This window comes from Dyadobacter sp. CY261 (assembly GCF_021440085.1).
Lineage (GTDB): Bacteria > Bacteroidota > Bacteroidia > Cytophagales > Spirosomataceae > Dyadobacter.
The window spans coordinates 858,577-875,651 of record NZ_JAKCPW010000001.1; the positions used below are offsets into that span (position 1 = coordinate 858,577).

At 51.7% G+C, this 17,075-nt stretch carries 10 protein-coding genes; 3 read left to right on the forward strand and 7 right to left on the reverse strand.

Translation table 11 applies throughout. The features are described 5' to 3' along the window. Nucleotides 1-36: 36 nt before the first annotated feature. The 6 genes from LZD49_RS03555 to LZD49_RS03580 form a co-directional block, all read right to left on the reverse strand. On the reverse strand, nucleotides 37-1,647 hold the full coding sequence (locus LZD49_RS03555) for a RagB/SusD family nutrient uptake outer membrane protein (protein ID WP_234665942.1): 1,611 nt from the start codon (nucleotides 1,645-1,647) through the stop codon (nucleotides 37-39). Between the two features lie 42 nt (nucleotides 1,648-1,689). Further along, nucleotides 1,690-5,067, reverse strand: coding sequence for a TonB-dependent receptor (locus tag LZD49_RS03560; RefSeq protein ID WP_234665943.1), 3,378 nt, complete (start codon nucleotides 5,065-5,067; stop codon nucleotides 1,690-1,692). Nucleotides 5,068-5,093: 26 nt separating this feature from the next. After that, complete coding sequence (locus LZD49_RS03565; protein WP_234665944.1) at nucleotides 5,094-6,122, reverse strand: FecR family protein; 1,029 nt, start codon at nucleotides 6,120-6,122, stop codon at nucleotides 5,094-5,096. Nucleotides 6,123-6,161: 39 nt separating this feature from the next. Further along, the gene (locus LZD49_RS03570; RefSeq protein ID WP_234665945.1) at nucleotides 6,162-6,839 is read right to left on the reverse strand and encodes an RNA polymerase sigma-70 factor; all 678 of its coding nucleotides are present in this window, start codon (nucleotides 6,837-6,839) and stop codon (nucleotides 6,162-6,164) included. Nucleotides 6,840-7,360: 521 nt separating this feature from the next. Beyond that, nucleotides 7,361-7,996, reverse strand: coding sequence for an NAD(P)H-binding protein (locus LZD49_RS03575; RefSeq protein WP_234665946.1), 636 nt, complete (start codon nucleotides 7,994-7,996; stop codon nucleotides 7,361-7,363). A 125-nt stretch (nucleotides 7,997-8,121) separates the two neighbouring features. Beyond that, complete coding sequence (locus LZD49_RS03580; RefSeq protein ID WP_234665947.1) at nucleotides 8,122-9,042, reverse strand: DUF3078 domain-containing protein; 921 nt, start codon at nucleotides 9,040-9,042, stop codon at nucleotides 8,122-8,124. A 213-nt stretch (nucleotides 9,043-9,255) separates the two neighbouring features. Between LZD49_RS03580 and LZD49_RS03585 the strand changes: the two genes are divergently transcribed. From LZD49_RS03585 to LZD49_RS03595, 3 genes are all read left to right on the forward strand, one after another. Beyond that, nucleotides 9,256-9,711 (forward strand): MarR family winged helix-turn-helix transcriptional regulator, encoded by a 456-nt coding sequence (locus LZD49_RS03585; protein ID WP_234665948.1) that lies wholly within the window; start codon nucleotides 9,256-9,258, stop codon nucleotides 9,709-9,711. A 7-nt stretch (nucleotides 9,712-9,718) separates the two neighbouring features. Continuing rightward, nucleotides 9,719-12,358 carry a rifamycin-inactivating phosphotransferase gene (gene rph, locus LZD49_RS03590; protein WP_234665949.1) on the forward strand — a complete coding sequence of 880 codons (2,640 nt, stop codon included), beginning with the start codon at nucleotides 9,719-9,721 and terminating at the stop codon, nucleotides 12,356-12,358. 186 nt (nucleotides 12,359-12,544) lie between these two features. Beyond that, nucleotides 12,545-14,701, forward strand: a complete 2,157-nt coding sequence (locus LZD49_RS03595) for an alpha-galactosidase (RefSeq protein ID WP_234665950.1) — start codon at nucleotides 12,545-12,547, stop codon at nucleotides 14,699-14,701. 240 nt (nucleotides 14,702-14,941) lie between these two features. Here the strand turns inward: LZD49_RS03595 and LZD49_RS03600 are convergent, their stop codons facing one another. Beyond that, on the reverse strand, nucleotides 14,942-16,801 hold the full coding sequence (locus LZD49_RS03600; RefSeq protein ID WP_234665951.1) for an arylsulfatase: 1,860 nt from the start codon (nucleotides 16,799-16,801) through the stop codon (nucleotides 14,942-14,944). Between the last annotated feature and the right edge of the window lie 274 nt (nucleotides 16,802-17,075).

Here is a 17,075-nt window from a genome sequence, read left to right on the forward strand (position 1 = left end):
AACCAAACATAACCAATCAGCAATTGCTTCATATTCCTAGTTGTAATCCGGGTTTTGCAAGAGTTTTGGGTTTGAATTTATGGCGATTTGCGGGATCGGGAACACCGCCCTGAAAGCGCCGGCGGGTTTGTGCGATAGCCAGCTTTTGGAAGTATAAACCCCGAACCGGATCATATCCCGGCGACGGAACCCTTCCCAGGCAAATTCCCAGCCCAACTCGTCGAGCATGCGGCCGTATTGGATCGCCGTTGAATTGCCGGGATCAACAACCTTGTAATTTTCGACATAACCATATTGGTAACTGCTGCCTTTTTGCAGGTCCGCACCGGTAACGGTCGCTTTGGCGGGTTTGGCTGCGAAAGCCCTGGCGCGAACCTGTGACACCACCGTGGCGGCATCGTTGGCTTTGCCGGTGCGCAGGAGACATTCCGCTTTCATCATCAACACCTGCGAATAACGGAATACTGGGAAATCGTTGCCCAGGCTGCCCTGTGCCTGTGTTTTTACTTCAAATTTATTCATCCGGTATCCCTCGGCCTCGCCGGTATACAGGCCATCGGGGAGCTCGTTGTTGAGCACCACATTCTTGCCGGCCTGGTCGTAAGAGCCTTTGAGCGGCGTTACGCCATCGGCTGCGAACTGCGGGCCGATCATCCAGGTCGCTTTCAGGCGCTGGTCATCGGCGTCGTAGGTATTGATAAACTGCGGCACACCCTTCGCCGAGCCCGCGCCCCAGGGCGTTGCCAGCATATTGACCTTGTTTTTCAGCGAAGCATGCCACGAAAACATATGCGCGCTGAACCCGCCGGCCAGGTTTTCTTCAAAAGGGATTGCGAACACGATCTCGGATGAATTTTGGTTCTCGGTCACAAAAGGCGCTGAGAGGCTGGTTTCTAACTGGTATTTGCCGGAAGCAATCACATCATTGCATTGTGCCAGGCATTCTTCCCATTTGGTCTCTCCGGCATAAACGCCGGCATTGAGGTACACATTCGCGAGGAGCGTTTTGGCAGCCCATTTGTTGAATCGTGCGTACAAGAGGGTGTTTTTTTCTTCGCTCAGGCTGGGAATAGATTCGGTCAATTCCTTGACAATGAACTGGTAAATTTCCTTCCGACCGGTTTTGGCAAGCAGCTCGTCGGAGCGGTCGGTGATGAGCGGCACCTCGCCGAAATTGTCGCATAGCATCCAGTAAAAAAATGCCCGGACCGCCCGCATTTCGGAGATCAGTGATTCTTTGGTGACACCTGCCGGAATGGTGATTTTGTCGTTCGACAACTGGTCGATGAGCCGGTTGGCATTGATCACACCGGAATAGAACGTGTTCCACATGCTGTTGATCTGCGGGTTTTCCGAGTTCCAGGTATGCAAGTGCATGCGTTTGTAAATGCCGCCATCGTCCCATCCCGAAGCGTTCGCGGGCATTACAATGCCGTCGGCGGTGGATTCCTGCGCCATGTACCAGTGCGTGTGTGAGATGAGGTTGCGCATGTTGGCATAGGCTACGCTCATCGCCTGGTAGGCATTCGAATAGTTGTAGGTATCCTCCGTTACTTCGGAGTAGATTTTCTCGGTCAGATCGTTGTTGCAGGAACTCGCGGCTGCCAGCAAAAGCATTGTGCCGATATAGGATTTCAAGGTTTTCATCGTATTTGGGCCTTTTGAAATAATCATAACTGGTTAAAAAAATCAGAATGTCAGCATGGCTCCGGCGGTGAAGCTGGTGGTGGCGGGGTAGCGGTTCTTGTCGTCGACCCCGGGCGCCAGGCCTCCAATGCCTACTTCCGGGTCAATGCCTTTGTAGCCGGTAATGGTGTAGAGGTTGGCCACTGAGAGGTAAATGCGCGCATGTTTGAAGTTTTTGTTTTTCATGCGGAGATTATAGCCCGCCGTAATGTTGTCGATCTTCCAGTAATTGCCGTTTTCGATATAGTAGCTCACATAGTTCAGCGACTGGTCGTCGGCCAGCGGGCGTTTGCCGTAGATCGGGTCGTAGGCATTTGCGCGCAGGTTACCGCGGGTAAGCATTACCGGCGCACTCCAGAACATTTCGGTCATGTTGAGGATCTGGAAGCCGAATGCGCCGCGCATGGTGACGTTCAGGTCAAAGTTCTTGTAGGTCAATGTGTTGTTCCAGTTCAGATAACGTTTCGGTAAACCGTTTCCGATGATCTGCTTGTCGTCGGCCTGCTGCTGGGCGATAGGCTTGGGTTCGCCATTTTTGCCCTCGATAATCCAGTGGCCGGTTTCATCGATATCGATGGTTTTGAAACCCCAGAAATTCCCGATCGGTTGGCCTACCTGCACGCGGTGGGTGGTTTGCTGGATGGGCTCGCCGGTATTGCCGGTATCGAAGTAGCCGCTGGCTAATGCAAACTTGTCGTTCGACAATGTAAGGATCTTGTTCGCATTGGTCGAGAAATTGACGGAAGTGGTCCATCTGAAAGCGGCAGTTTGCAGCGGGATCGCATTCACCTGAATTTCTATTCCCTTATTTTCCATCGAGGCCGCATTGGCCGTAATGGTGCTGTACAAATAGGGCGGGGTAGGGACCGGGAAGTTCGCGATCAGGTCGCGGGTGGTGCGACGGTAGAGGTCGATCGAACCGGAGAGGCGCTCATTGAGGAAGCCATAATCTATACCCAGGTTGACCTCTTCCTTGCGTTCCCAGCGGAGATCGGGGTTGGCATTGTTGGAAGGGTTAATAGCCTGCACCCACTGCCCATTGATGAGCACATTGGTGTTAAAATTGATTTTATTCAAAGAAATATAAGAGCTGCCCGGCTCGGTACCGGTTACGCCATAGCCTGCCCTTAGTTTCATGTTTGAAACAACATTGGAATTATCTAAAAAAGCCTCCCTTTTCAAATTCCAGCCTACCGAGAATGCCGGAAAACTACCCCATTTGTGGTTAGCCCCGAAGCGTGAAGATCCTTCATGCCGCAGACTCGCCGAGAGCAGGTATTTGTTCATAAAGCTGTAATTGACCCTGAAAAAATAGCTGATCAGCTTGTTCTCTGACTGGACCGATGATTCGGGCGCCTGGCCGCGGCGGAGCGCCAGACCAGCCCCAATGTTGTTGTACGAGAAATTGTCGGTCGGGAAATCCCAGTTTTGCATCCAGTATTCCTCGGTATTGTATTTCCGCCAGGTGTGGCCGGCCAGGAGCACGAAGTTGTGATCCTGGATAGATTTGTTGTAGTTGGCGGTAAATTCGAAGAGGTCGTCCTGTGAGCGTGTCGCACCGCGTGAGGCAAATCCGTTGCGGCCATTGCGGCTGGTCGAGTAATGGTTTTTGGTTTCATAATAACCCCTCGTGCTGTTGAACATATCCCGCGCGAACAATGCCTTGATTTCCAATCCTTCCACCGGCGCAAGCGAAATGGTGCCGTAGGTCCGGAGGTTGTTGTTACGGTTCTGTCCTTGCGATTCTTCGATGAGCGCTAACGGGTTCATATAGTCGGTTTTATCGGTGCGCTCTGTCCATTTGCCGTTTTCGTCTTTTAAAGGTTCTGTCGGGTTAAATGTAAGGGCGTTCCGGTAAACCAGGCCTGAGTAGGGACCGCCGTCGACCGAGAAGTATTTTTGCTGATAACCGCTCAGGTTTGCATTGAATTTTAACAATCCATTGAACATCGTGTGATTGACCTCAATACGCGGGAATACCGTCGTGTTATCGGATTTCTTCATGATCCCGTTCAGCCGGCGGTATTCCATGCTGACGATGTAATTGGTACTGCGGGACCCGCCGCGAAGGCTGACATTATGCACTTGCGACAATGGTTTCTGGGTTACCTGGCTCAGCCAGTCGGTATTGTGGCCGTAATCGATGGCACCGGGTTTTCCCTGGGCCGCCAGCGCACGATACTGGTCCACATTCATGAAATCCAGCTTGCGGGTTTGTCTTTGGGTGGTAAAATAGGAGTTCACTTCCAGCGTAGCAGGTGTTTCTCCTTTTACTTTCCGCGTCGTGATCAGGATTACGCCGTTCGTTCCGCGTGTTCCGTAAATGGCGGCGGCCGAGCCGTCTTTCAACACATCAATAGACTCGATATCTTCCGGTGCGACGGTATTCAGGCCACCGGGTACGCCGTCGATCAGCACGAGGGGTTCCGAGCTGGCATTAATGGTTGCATTACCTCTCAGCGAGATCTGCGCAATGGCGGTAGGATCGCCGCTGGGCGTGATCACGCTCAACCCGGCTACTTTACCGCGAATAAGCTGCGCAGCGTCCTGCACGGGCCCTTTCACGAAATCCTCCGACTTGACACTCGCAATGGCACTCGTAATTTGCTCCCGTTTTTGGGTTCCATAACCCACTACCACCACTTCTTCGAGGCTTTTCAGGTCGGGCGCCAGGGCAATGTCGATGGTCGACTGGTTGCCGATGGTTACCTCTTTATTCTGATAACCCACGTAGGAAAAAACCAGTATGGCATCCGATTTCAGGTCGTCGCCGATGGTAATGCTGTATTTGCCGTCGACGTCGGTGGTGCTTCCGCGGGTCGTCCCTTTGATAAGCACGCTCACGCCGGGCAGGAGCTCGCCGCCATCGCCTTTCACGACGCCTGCCACCGTTCGGTCGGCCGTTCTGCTGATCAGTTGCACGCTCGCATTGGGCTGTTGGATCGTGGTTATCAACGCCTGCTGGGCAGCCGGAAGCGCTTCCTCTGCTTTGATCTGAATGTCTTGCAGAACACCTGTTTTGGATTCGTCGGACGTTGTCAGGATGAGGTAAGTCTGTTTGCTGACTTTTTTATACCGAAGCCCGGACGGTGTGAGGATATTGTTGAGCTTGTTTTCGATCGTCTGTCCCGACTGGATCTGCGCAGGAGCGACAAAAATGCCTTCCAGTAACTTCTCTTCGAACAAAATGTCCACTTTGTATTGTCTTTTTACCTGCATGAGCGCATCGCGCAGGGCTATCCTGCTTCCCGGAATAGAGGTGGGTGTGACACTGCTTTTGGCGCGGTTTTGGGCCATCAACTGGGCTTTCAGCGGCGACACATCCAACAGGCATCCCACCATTAAGGTTACCAGCACTTTAATGTGTAATAGTTTCGGCATGATTATGAACGGTTTTAGATAAAATACTAGGGATTGGAATTGAGGATAAACGTTTCCGGCCCTTCGCCGGTGGGTGCCGAATGGCTTACCCGTGCATTGAGGACATCGGAAAGGACTTTCAGCACATGGGCCGGGTCGCTGGCATTGAAGGTGCCTCCAATGGTGCGTTTGGCGAGCATCGAGTCGGTGACGACAACGTTGACGCCGAAATGCTCGCTGATTTGATAGGCGATTTCGGAAACCGGTGTGTTTTCGAACATAAACAGGCGCTGTTTCCACGCCTGGTGCGCCGACAAACTCTCGCTATGGCTCAGAGTGAGGCGTCCGTGGGTTGACATCGTGGCAATGTCACCCGGCTTCATCAACACCGGCTTCGGGTTGGTTTCTTTGAGCGACCGCAGCTGGACGCTTCCCTGGCTTAATACCACTTTGGAACCACGGTCGCGGCTGTACACGATGAATTCTGTTCCTAAAACCCTGACTTCCAGCTTGTCTGGTGTACGTACGATAAACTTGCTGTGATCGACGGTATGTTTCACCGCAAACTCGGCCTCACCTGTCAGAAGCACTTCCCGCGTGCCGCTTCCAAACCCGAAACGTGGAATACTGAGCAGCGAATTGGCATTCAACGTCACCCGGCTGCTGTCGGGCAATACCAGCGTGCGGATCTCTCCGTAACCTGTTTCATACTGTTTATAAAGCCAGAAATCCGACAGCAGCCAGGCGCTCAGGACCAGCACCACGGACGCGGCGGCTACCCATTTAGCGATCAAAGATCGCCTTCCCAACCACTCGGAAGCAATTCCACCCGGCGATGCAATAGGCTGGTTCATGCCTGTATTATTCTGAACGGTATACAATGAACGTCGAAAGGCCTGTTCCACATCCGGTGTGAACTGCGGGTTTTCGGTTTCCCATTCTTCCAGCCATTGGAAATACAGCTCGCGGTTGGCAAGGTTTTCCAGCCATTCCTGGATTAAAATATTCTGCATCTGGGTGGTTTTTCCTTCGAAGAAGTTTTGAACCACCTGTTTAGAAAGAAATGATTTCTTCATGTTTGTTCGATTCATAGCAGGTTCTGACGGCTGGGACCATCAAATGAATAGGAGTAGAATTTGAACCAGGGAAAGCAAGCCGTGATCTTGTAATGCCTTTCGAAGAATAGCTAAACCTTTGGTGATATGTCCTTCCACGGTTTTAATAGAAATGCCTAACTCTTCGGCAATGGCGGCATTCCGTTTTCCTTCGAACCGGCTCATCAGGAACACCTTTTGGTTTTGAGGCGAGAGCGACCGGATCACCTGTTCAATTTTCAGGACCAGCTCCTGGAATTGCAACTCCTGCTGGGGCGAACTGGCAGCCGCGGCCACGGACAGCTCGCTTAGTTCTTCGGTCACCGTCTCTTTGCCAAAATTCTTGCGCATATAATGAAACGCCGCGTGCCTGACCGTCGTGAACAGGTATGACCGGTACGAGGTGTTGACAGCCGTATGCAATTGTTTGGACCAAAACTGGCTGAATACCTCTACTACTATATCCTCCGCTACATCCCTCGCATACACAAACCGTACGGCATGACTACATAATTGCTTGTAATACCGTTTAAAAAGCAACTCATAACCACGCGTTGGGTCCGTTTCGAACGCCTGTCTGATAAACAATTCCGAATCGACGAAGTCTGTGGGCATCTTTTTGATATCCGGGAAGCCGGAAACCAGGCCGGCCGGTTCGTTTATACCCGTTTTGCTGTCTACGGAGTGCTTTTGATTCATACAGATAATGTAAGTAGGTTATTCATAAGAGTATTTCCGGCCAGCCTTACCCTCGCTCGTTTTGTGAAATTTTTATTTTTTTTTGGTTTTTGGGAAGGTGGGGTGTTGGGGAGGGCTGACCGCCGATCGCTGACCGCTGACCGCCGAAGGGGGGCGACCATGGACGATGGACCATAGACCATGGAAAGGAGTTGACCTTTGACGGCCGAAGGGGGAGCGACTATGGACTATGGACCATAGACCATGGCACGGGAGTTGACCGTCGACCGCTAACCGATTCGATACGGTCCCGGTGGGCTACCTATTGCAAAAGCTATTTCAAACATATTGTGGCGGCGTTCGGGGATGTGGACCCGGTGAACCGTGCAATGAGGCTCAATAACAAGCTGGATGGAATGGTTACCGGCGTGTATGAGGACCTTCCGCAAAATACGCAGTTTGCCCCCGTCAATTCCTGGCACCTTTTGCGATTTGGGAGATCGATCCGGTGGTGTCGCTGAGGTCGGAATAACGCATTAGTTTCAGTCAAAAATCTTGTCGAGCTCAATAATGTGCAACCCCGGCGAGAGCGTTTTGGGGGCTTGTGCCAGTTTTTCCGCAAGCAGGGACGTGGGTAATGGCCGGTGTTTTCTCAAAATCCCGATTCCATTCAGGACACGGAGCACACCCGCGATGACTCGTTCACTCGACCGGTCGGTGTCTTTGCGCAGCAGCATTCCGGGCTTGAAAATGATGTATTGGTCAAATGCCAGGCTGGCTATATGTTCTTCCAGTTGGCCTTTCATTTTGGAATAAAAAATATTGCTCGTAGCGGAAGCGCCGTAGGCCGATACCAATACGGCCCGCGGTATGCCGTTCTTTTTGGCGATCTCAGCGAATTGTGCCGGAATCTCGTAATCGATATGCCATTGCTTTTTCTTAGAACCGGCTGCTTTCAGCGTCGTGCCCAGGCAGGAGAACCACACATCGCCCCGGATGGAGCCGGATACACTTTCGAGATTGTCGAAATCGACGATCAGTTCGGTCAGCTTGGGATGGACAATGCCACCCGTTCGCCGCACCAGCACAACCACTTCCGTATAGTCGGGGTCTTGTAGCAACAGCTGTACAAGGTCTTTTCCAGTGGCCCCGGTGGCTCCGATGATCAGCGCTTTCATTGGTGTCGTTGTTTTTTGTTTACAAATTATACAAACAGAACGTGTAAACAACACTGTTAACACCACGAATCGGGGCCGCCGGGTGGATTTCTATGAAGAAAAGCGATAAGTGGCATCAAACGCCTTTAAAAAGCAAAGAGGAACCCGATACTCAGTGCCTGGGCAAACTGCACGCGACTGCTCTGGTCTTGATCGTAGACGATGATCGCACCCAGGTTTACATTCACGTACTTGTTGATTTTCGCAGTAAGCTGGGCGTCGAGGCGGTTGTCAATCTCGAGCGGATGCCGGATGCTTGAAAACATCAGGTAACGGAATTTCAGGTTTACATCTCTGGCAATATCCTTATCAAAGTTCGCCACGAGCTGGAAAAGGGCCGCTTCGGTGCGTACGCGTTTTCCGATTGGGACGCCGTAGTTTTTCTGGTCGGGCGTGTTCAGGTAAAGGTCGCGGTCGGCTACAATGGTCTGGCGCAATGCGCCGGGCGCGAGGTCGACAAAGAAATAGGGCGCGGGGCGGTACTCGATACCGATCGCCTCGGTGAGATAGGCAGGTGAGAAAAGGCCCGAAACCTTTTTCTTAGCACCGACCGAGTCCGGATTGCTATTGTAGTCATAACCCGCCGCAAACTGCGACAGGAAGTTGAAGTTGGCAAAGAAGCTCCATTTCGATGAAACCTCCCTGTTGTATTTGGTATCAAAAAAAATGCGGTCGACATTCTTGCGGCTTTGCTGCCCCTTGTTGCGCACGATACCGTATTGCGACTGGAAGTCGTTGCGCCAGGAATCTTTCCCGATTTTCTTTTCATTTAATGCATTAAAAAATACGCCTAATGCAACAGAATTAACTCCTCCGCCCGTCCAGTTGTTGCTGAAAGAGCCTTGGTTGAGGTTCGCGCCGAATTCGATTTTATGCCAGGCTGTGTCTTTGGATGTTTTCAGGCGAATGGCATTAATGGCATTGGTGAGGTCGACTTTGTTTTGGGAAAATACCGCAGAAATTGATAATAAGGCTGAGAAAAAACTGGCAGGGATTACCTTCCACATAGGCATACTATTCAAAAAAATGGTTTTCAAAATTGCGCGAATATATTCCCGCCGTTTTTTTTAAACCAAGTTTTTGCGTCTTACTGTATAAAAAAGATTGTCGATTTTCTCCGACAATCAGAAACTCCACCCGGCATTTTTGCGAAGTATTTGATAGTTAGTCTAATTGCAATTATCTTTGTAACTAAGATATTTATCAAATAAGATAACAACATGAACCAGGAACTGCTCGATCGTGTAAGGCGCCTAAGTCAGGCGTATGCTTATACTTCCATTCAAATGCATGAAGCGGTGGGCCGCAGGGCCGGGCTTTCGGGGACGGACCACAAATACCTCGGATTTCTGTTGCAGAAAGGCGCCATGACGGCCGGCGAACTTTCGACGCTGACGGGCCTGACAACCGGCGCGGTTACCGGGCTTATTGATCGTTTCGAAAAGAAAGAGCTCGTAAAAAGGCGCTTTGCCGAAAACGACCGGCGCAAAGTGCTGGTGGAGCCGGATACCGACAAGATCATGGGGGTGCTGCAACCACTTTACAAAGACTACCGGAACCGTTCGCAGGCGTTGCTCGCATCATTTTCAGAAGAGGATATCAAGGTCATTGAAACTTACTTTTCGAGAGCGATAGAAATCATGAAAAGCGAAACCGATCAACTCAACGAAAAATAGCTGTGAGATGAAAAAGAGGGGTGGTTATGTAAATTATTTTGAGGAAATAACCGGCTCGATGGTTGGGGCGGTCGGAGGCAAGGGAGCGAACCTCGGCGAGCTCTCCGGAATGGAAGGGGTACGAGTCCCGGACTGGGAGGTCCCGGACTGGCGAGTCCCGGACTGGTTTTGCGTTAATACGGAGGCTTTCAAAAGAATTCTCGCAGAATCACCAGTCACCACCAAGTTACTGGATCAGCTATCGCATTTAACGATCAATGATCGCGAAGAAATTGTAAAGATCGGTGCTGAAATTCGCCGGGCGATCGAAGCGGTCGTCATTCCTGACGAAATCCGTGAAGAAATCGCAGGGGCTATTGCCAAATCAGGAGAAGCAAATGCTTATGCGATCCGATCGAGCGCCACTGCCGAGGATCTGCCGACCGCCTCTTTTGCGGGCCAGCAGGATACTCATTTGAATATCATCGGGAAGGAGGCCATTATGGCGCACATCCGGCAATGCTGGGCGTCGCTCTTTACCGACCGGGCGATCATTTACCGTATTCAGAATGGTGTCGATCATCGGAAAGTCTACCTGGCTGTCGTCGTTCAGCAGATGGTTTTGTCGCAGGCGTCGGGCATTTTGTTTACCGCCGATCCGATCACCGGCAACAGGAAGGTGACCTCGATCGATGCCGGTTTTGGCCTCGGCGAGGCTTTGGTGTCCGGCCTGGTGAACGCCGATAATTATAAAGTCCAGCAGGGCAGGATCACGGATCGGAGGATATCCGCGAAAAAACTGGTTATCAAGGTTGTGAGAAATGGCGGTACGGCACAACACCATGTCGATCCCGACCGGCAAAACGACCCGGTGCTGACGGATGGGCAGATTTTGGTACTCGAACGGATCGGACGAAAGATCGAGGCGCATTTCGGCACACCTCAGGATATCGAATGGTGCCTGGCAGACGATATATTCTACATCGTGCAAAGCCGGCCCATTACGACGCTGTTTCCCATTCCCGAATCTCCCGAGCCGGGGAACCGCGTTTATATATCCGTTGGCCATCAGCAAATGATGACCGACGCGATGAGGCCCTTGGGTTTGTCTTTTTACCTGATGATCACACCTGCGCCCATGCGCATAGCGGGCGGGCGGCTCTTTGTGGATGTCACCCCGCATTTGAGTTCGGCGACGGGGGCGAAGGCATTTATGGAAACGGTGGGGAAATCCGATCCGCTCATTAAAGACGCATTACTCACGCTGATCGGGCGAGGGGATTTTATCCAACCATCACCCGATGACGGCAACGCCCCAAACACGCTGCCAGCCTCCATGAGGCCACAGGTGAAAATCGAGGAGGATCCTTCTGTCGCGGCAGACCTTGTAAATGCCAGCCGGTTTTCGCTACAAGTATTAAAACAAAACATCCGTTCGAAATCGGGCGCAGAGCTATTTGAATTTATCCTCGAAGACGTCAAAGAGCTGAAAAGGCTATTGTTCGAACCAAGAAATCTGGCCGCCATCATGGCCGGAATGAACGCGTCGGCGTGGATTAATGAGAAAATGAACGAATGGCTCGGCGAAAAGAATGTGGCGGATTCGCTTTCTCAATCGGTGCCGAATAATGTCACTTCGGAAATGGGACTGGCACTGCTGGATGTGGCGGATGCGATACGGCCTTATCCGGAGGTCGTTGCGTATTTGCAAGCACTGGAAACGGAGCATTTTGCGGATGGTTTGGAACAGTTGAAAGGAGGTAGAGAAGCGAGCGCGGCAATTAATGGTTATCTCGGCAAATATGGGATGCGCTGTGCGGGAGAAATCGATATTACGAGAACGCGCTGGAGCGAAAAGCCTGCCATGCTGGTACCGACTATCCTTGGCAACGTCAGGAACTTCGAACCTGGTGAAGGCAAGCGCAAATTTGACCTTGGCCTACGCGAAGCTTCGGAGAAGGAATGGGAGATATTAAGCCGTTTGCGACAATTGCCCGACGGCGAGGCAAAAGCATTGGAGACTAAGCGGATGATCGACTTGGTCCGGAACTTTGCCGGTTACCGGGAGTATCCGAAGTATGGCATCGTGAGCCGCTATTTCGAGTATAAAAAGGCCATCATGGAAGAGGCAGCACGGCTGGTGAATGCGGGAGTGATTCACGAGAAGGAAGATATTTACTACCTCTTTTTCGAAGAACTCCATGAACTGCTAAAAACCGGAAAGCCCGATTACCGTATCATCGAGGGGCGGAGGAACGATTACAACGTCTTTGAAAAACTCACCCCACCGCGCATCCTGACTTCCGATGGCGAGTCGATTACAGGGAAGTACCCGATGGAGAATGTTCCGGAAGGTGCGATCGTCGGGCTGCCGGTCTCTACCGGAGTTGTCGAAGGCCGGGCCAGGGTAGTCCTGAAAATGGAGGATGCAGATCTGGAAGAAGGAGATATTCTGGTCACCGCGTTCACCGATCCGAGCTGGACGCCGCTGTTCGTGTCTATTAAAGGGCTTGTTACAGAGGTAGGCGGACTTATGACGCACGGGGCCGTTATCGCGCGTGAATACGGCTTGCCGGCCATTGTGGGCGTGGATAATGCCACCAGGCTGATAAGCGACAAGCAGCGCATTCGGGTGCACGGCACAGAGGGGTATATTGAAATCCAATAAAGCATGTAGAAAACTCCGATATGGGAAGTAAATCTGACTTCTGCCGATTTCCCGGCAGGGTTATACATCATTAAAATCAAATCCGGTGATGTCGAAAGGCAGGTTAAGGTTATGAAGGAATAGGAATGTAATAATAGCCCGATCTGCTTACTTTTGCCGATTGACTAACATTCCTCAAACCTGAAAATGAAATACCTTTTTATACTTTTAAACCTTATCAGTGTGCTGGCAAGGGGCCAGTCGGCAAATGCGGTTTCCAAGGATTGGCTGATCAGCCCGCAGTCGGCCAAAGCAACCGTTACCTACTCGCAGGACAAGCGTGACATTATCCTTTCCAATGGACTCGTAAGGCGTGTATTCCGCTTGAAGCCCGATCTGGCCTGCATTGAATATAAGAATCTTACGACCGGCCAGCAATTGCTCCGGGCCGTGAAGCCGGAAGCCAGGATCGTGCTGAACGGTGTTCCGTATCCGGTAGGAGGTCTTTACGGCCAAAGTGAAAATGCCTATTTGTTGCCCCAATGGATCGATGGCCTGAGCGTGTCAGACAGTGCCTTCCATTATGTGGATGTAAAAATCGCGCCTTTACAGCCCTATTTGAAGTGGAAAACAACCATGTGGACCGGCAATAAGAAGAATGCCACGGGAAATGAGGTGACTTTCCGGTTCCGTTCATCGCTGCCTGCGCTGGCGGGCGTGGAAGTGAGCGTGCATTACGCGATATTCGACGGCATCCCGTTGATTTCGAAATGGGTAACGATCCAAAACGGCAGCAAAGCGGATTGGACCGTTAATCAGGTCGTGAACGAAATCCTGGCAGTAGTAGAGGAAGAGAGCGCGGTGGTAGGGAAACCCGAAGATATGGCAAAGCCGAATGGCCTGTATGTGGAGAACAATTTTGCGTTCAACAATGCGATGCGCTACGGCCTGAGCGACCAGGCGACGCATTGGAAGGTTGATAAAAAATATACGTCGCAGGTCAATTACGATTTCCAGACGCCCTGCTTGCTGGAAGTTCATCCGAAAATCGATATGGGTGTGCGGGTGAAAGCAGGTGAAAATCTGGAATCGATCCGGACTTATGAACTCCTTATCGATAGTTATGACCGTGAGCGGAAGGGTCTGGCGGTCCGGAAAATGTACCGGACGATAGCGCCTTGGACAACTATCAATCCCATTTTCATGCATTTAGTGAGCCAAAACGACGAGCAGGTCCGCACCGCGATTGACCAATGCGCGGCCACCGGCTACGAGGCGCTGATCCTAAGCTTTGGCAGCCATTGCAATATGGAAGACACCGCCGCTGCCAATCTTAAGAAATGGAAAGAATTAGCCGATTACGCCCACGGAAAAAATGTCCTGATCGGCAGCTATTCGCTGTTCAGTTCCCGCAAAATAAGCGATGAAGACGATGTGATCAACCCCAAAACCGGCAAACCAGGCGGTGCGTTTTTCGGCAATGCGCCTTGTATGGGGAGTAAATGGGGGCTGGCCTATCTGGCAAAGCTGAAAAAATTCATGTCCTACACCGGCTTTAATATTTTCGAAAATGACGGGCCGTATCCCGGCGATGTTTGTGCGTCCACGTCGCATCCTGGCCACGAAGGCCTGGCCGACTCCCAATGGAAACAGATGGCGTTGCAGAAGCAGCTGTATCAATGGTGCAATGCGAATGGGGTGTATGTGAATGCGCCAGACTGGTACTTTCTCGATGGCACCAACAAGATAGCGCTGGGTTACCGGGAGGTGAACTTTTCGTTGCCCAGAGAACAACAAAAGATCCTCAACAGACAAAATATTTACGATGCGACCTGGAATGAAACGCCTTCGATGGTGTGGGGTTTTGTGCCGCTGACGAAGTACCAGGGCGGTGGCCCTGAGGCAGTGCTCGAACCGCTTTCGGAACACCTGGATGCGTATGAGCAACTCATGATGCAATATTACGGGGCCGGCGTACAGGCATGTTACCGCGGGCCGAGGCTTTACGATACGGATGACACCAAACGAACGGTAACCAACGTGGTCAGTTGGTACAAAAAATACCGCGATATTCTCAATGCCGACATTATTCACCTCCGACGCGCCGATGGCCGCGATTGGGACGGCATTATGCACTTCAATCCCGACCTGCGCGAAAAAGGGCTGGTGATGCTTTATAACCCGACAAAAGAACGGATCACGAGGAATATCCAACTGCCCGTTTATTACACGGGAAAGCACGATTCTGTCAAAATCCGCGTCAAGGAAGGTGCTGCTCAGGCATTTACAGTGAACCGGGACTATGAGGTCGATTATGAGGTCGAGATTCCGGCGGAGGGATACACCTGGCTGGTCATAGAGTAAGGTGGGCGAAACAGCACTTATCAGGCCGGAGCCGACGATCTGATCGTCGGCTCCGGCCTGAATATAGCCGAGTGATTTCAGAGAAAACGTCGGTTTCCCGTAAGGTCTTGGTAAACGATTCGCCCCGGTTGAAGAAGCCGTGGGGTTCGTCGGTATACAGGACCAGTTCGCAGCGACTGCCGGCTTCTTTCATTTTAGTCTGATAGGCCTGGGCAGTTGCTACGGATACCAGTTTATCTTTTATTTGCCTTGCTGCTGCTGCGGTGCTGGTTGAGGCAGGCGGCGTTTCAGCACATCGTCCCAGGTGATGTAAGGATAAATGTTGTACTTTTTAGCCTGTTCTTCAAACAATGCTTTCAGTTCTTCCAGCTTTTTAGGGTTCTTTTTGGCCAGATCAATTCGCTCGTTGAAATCCTCATTGAGGTTATAAAGCTGCCAGTCATTGTTTTCAGGATTAGCCACGCTGATCGCGCTGACGAGGTTTCCTGCGGGGCCCGAAACCGGTTTGTAGGCAAATCCGGCCTTCCAGCCATCATGATAAATCGAGCGGGAGCCGAAAATGTAGTAATACTGTGTTTTATGGCGGGACGCGACCTTGGCATCGTCCAGCGAGTAACCCAGCGAAATTCCCTGGATCGAATCCTGTTTGATGCCACGGATCGCTTCCGGCGCTTTAATGCCGGTGATTTCCAACGTAGTAGGCAACAGGTCGATCACATGGCCATATTGGGTGCGGATTCCGCCTTTATCCTTAATGCCTTTGGGATAAAAAGCGATCAGCGGATTACGCGTGCCGCCTTCTGAATGTGCATCCTGTTTCCAGTATTTAAACGGTGTATTGGCCGCTTGTGCCCAGCCGAGCGGGTAGTTGGCATTGGTGCCTTCCGGCGCACCGATAAGGTCGATCTGTGCGAGGTTGTTCTTAACCTGCTCGGCCTCCGACAGCGGTGCCGATGTGAGCGCCGCTTGCGACGACCGGGCAATAACTCCTCCCAAAGCGCCTTCCTTGCTCGCGCCATTGTCGCCGATCACGACGAGAATGAGGGTGTTATCAAGCTGATTGATCTTTTTCAAATGATTCACGAGCCGGCCGATTTCATGGTCGGTGTAGGTGAGGTAGCCGGCGTAAACTTCCATAAATCGTGCGTACAACTTCTTTTCATCTGCCGAAAGGCTTGCCCAGGCGCGGATGTTGGGGTTGCGTTCGGGCAGGATCACGTTGGCCGGGATAATACCTTGCTTTTTCTGTTGCGCAAACACCTGCTCGCGGAAAACATCCCATCCGCCATCGAATTTACCCTTGTATTGGTCGCTCCATTCTTTGGCCACCTGATGCGGTGCATGCGTAGCACCGGGTGCATAATACAGGAAGAACGGCTTTTCAGGTGCCGCTTTCTTCTGGCGATCGATGAAGCTGATGGCCTTATCCGTGATTTGCTCGTTCAGGTGACGGCCGTCCGGGGTAACGTGGGCATTGTCCTCGACGAGATCGGGCTTATATTGATCGGTTTGTGAGCCCAGGAAACCGAAGAAATGCTCAAACCCTTTGCCCGAAGGCCAGCGGTCGAACGGACCTGCATCGGTAGCGTCCTGATCGGGCGTAAGACCGTATTTACCTACGGCAAAAGTGTTGTATCCGCTCTCGCGCAGGATTTCGGCGATGGTACCTTTGTCCGAAGGAATGCGACCGTCCCAGCCCGGGAATCCCCATGATGCCCAGGTGTGCGAAAAACCGCCCTCATGCACAGAATGGTGATTCCGTCCGGTAAGCAACGCCGCGCGGGTAGGGGCGCAGATGGCGGCGGTGTGGAAATTGGTATAACGCAAACCGTTATTGGCCAGACTGTCGAAAGTAGGCGTAGGGATTACCCCTCCAAATGTGCTGGTAGCGCCGAAGCCCACGTCGTCCAGCAGGACCCACACCACATTGGGCGCACCAGCAGGGGCTTTGAGCGGGTTAGTCCATACTTCCTTAGAATCGGAAGATGATTTGCCAACCGTTCCGGTAAATGGTTGCTGTTGCTGCGTGATGTTCTGGGCGTGCGACGTCATAAGGCCTGCCGATAGCAGCGCCGCGAGTAGTAGTTTTTGGGAATGCATACAACTATTGTTTGGTGAAAACATGTGCATCGACCATTTTCGAAAAGCGATTGGTGGCAGGCTGGTATTGGGCTTTCCGAAGCTGGAACGAAGATTTTTAGCAAAGAAAAATTAAAAATCTATTAAATCCATAGATTTTATCTGATTTAAAAATTATTCTGTGAATCCCTCTCCATGGGTAGCCCCAGCCACGGCTGCTCATTCAATCCTCCTGGTGGTATAATACCAGATTTTCGGGATCAGAATCACATCCCAATGAACCCGCGAGTACCTT

What these genes read in the sequence shown, in the direction of transcription:
- LZD49_RS03585 (WP_234665948.1), top strand. Translation starts at nt 9,256, where the DNA reads ATGAACCAGGAACTGCTCGATCGTGTAAGGCGCCTAAGTCAGGCGTAT.
- rph (WP_234665949.1), top strand. Translation starts at nt 9,719, where the DNA reads ATGAAAAAGAGGGGTGGTTATGTAAATTATTTTGAGGAAATAACCGGC.
- LZD49_RS03570 (WP_234665945.1), bottom strand. Translation starts at nt 6,839, where the DNA reads ATGAATCAAAAGCACTCCGTAGACAGCAAAACGGGTATAAACGAACCG.
- LZD49_RS03555 (WP_234665942.1), bottom strand. Translation starts at nt 1,647, where the DNA reads ATGAAAACCTTGAAATCCTATATCGGCACAATGCTTTTGCTGGCAGCC.
- LZD49_RS03565 (WP_234665944.1), bottom strand. Translation starts at nt 6,122, where the DNA reads ATGAAGAAATCATTTCTTTCTAAACAGGTGGTTCAAAACTTCTTCGAA.
- LZD49_RS03560 (WP_234665943.1), bottom strand. Translation starts at nt 5,067, where the DNA reads ATGCCGAAACTATTACACATTAAAGTGCTGGTAACCTTAATGGTGGGA.
- LZD49_RS03595 (WP_234665950.1), top strand. Translation starts at nt 12,545, where the DNA reads ATGAAATACCTTTTTATACTTTTAAACCTTATCAGTGTGCTGGCAAGG.
- LZD49_RS03600 (WP_234665951.1), bottom strand. Translation starts at nt 16,801, where the DNA reads ATGCATTCCCAAAAACTACTACTCGCGGCGCTGCTATCGGCAGGCCTT.
- LZD49_RS03575 (WP_234665946.1), bottom strand. Translation starts at nt 7,996, where the DNA reads ATGAAAGCGCTGATCATCGGAGCCACCGGGGCCACTGGAAAAGACCTT.
- LZD49_RS03580 (WP_234665947.1), bottom strand. Translation starts at nt 9,042, where the DNA reads ATGTGGAAGGTAATCCCTGCCAGTTTTTTCTCAGCCTTATTATCAATT.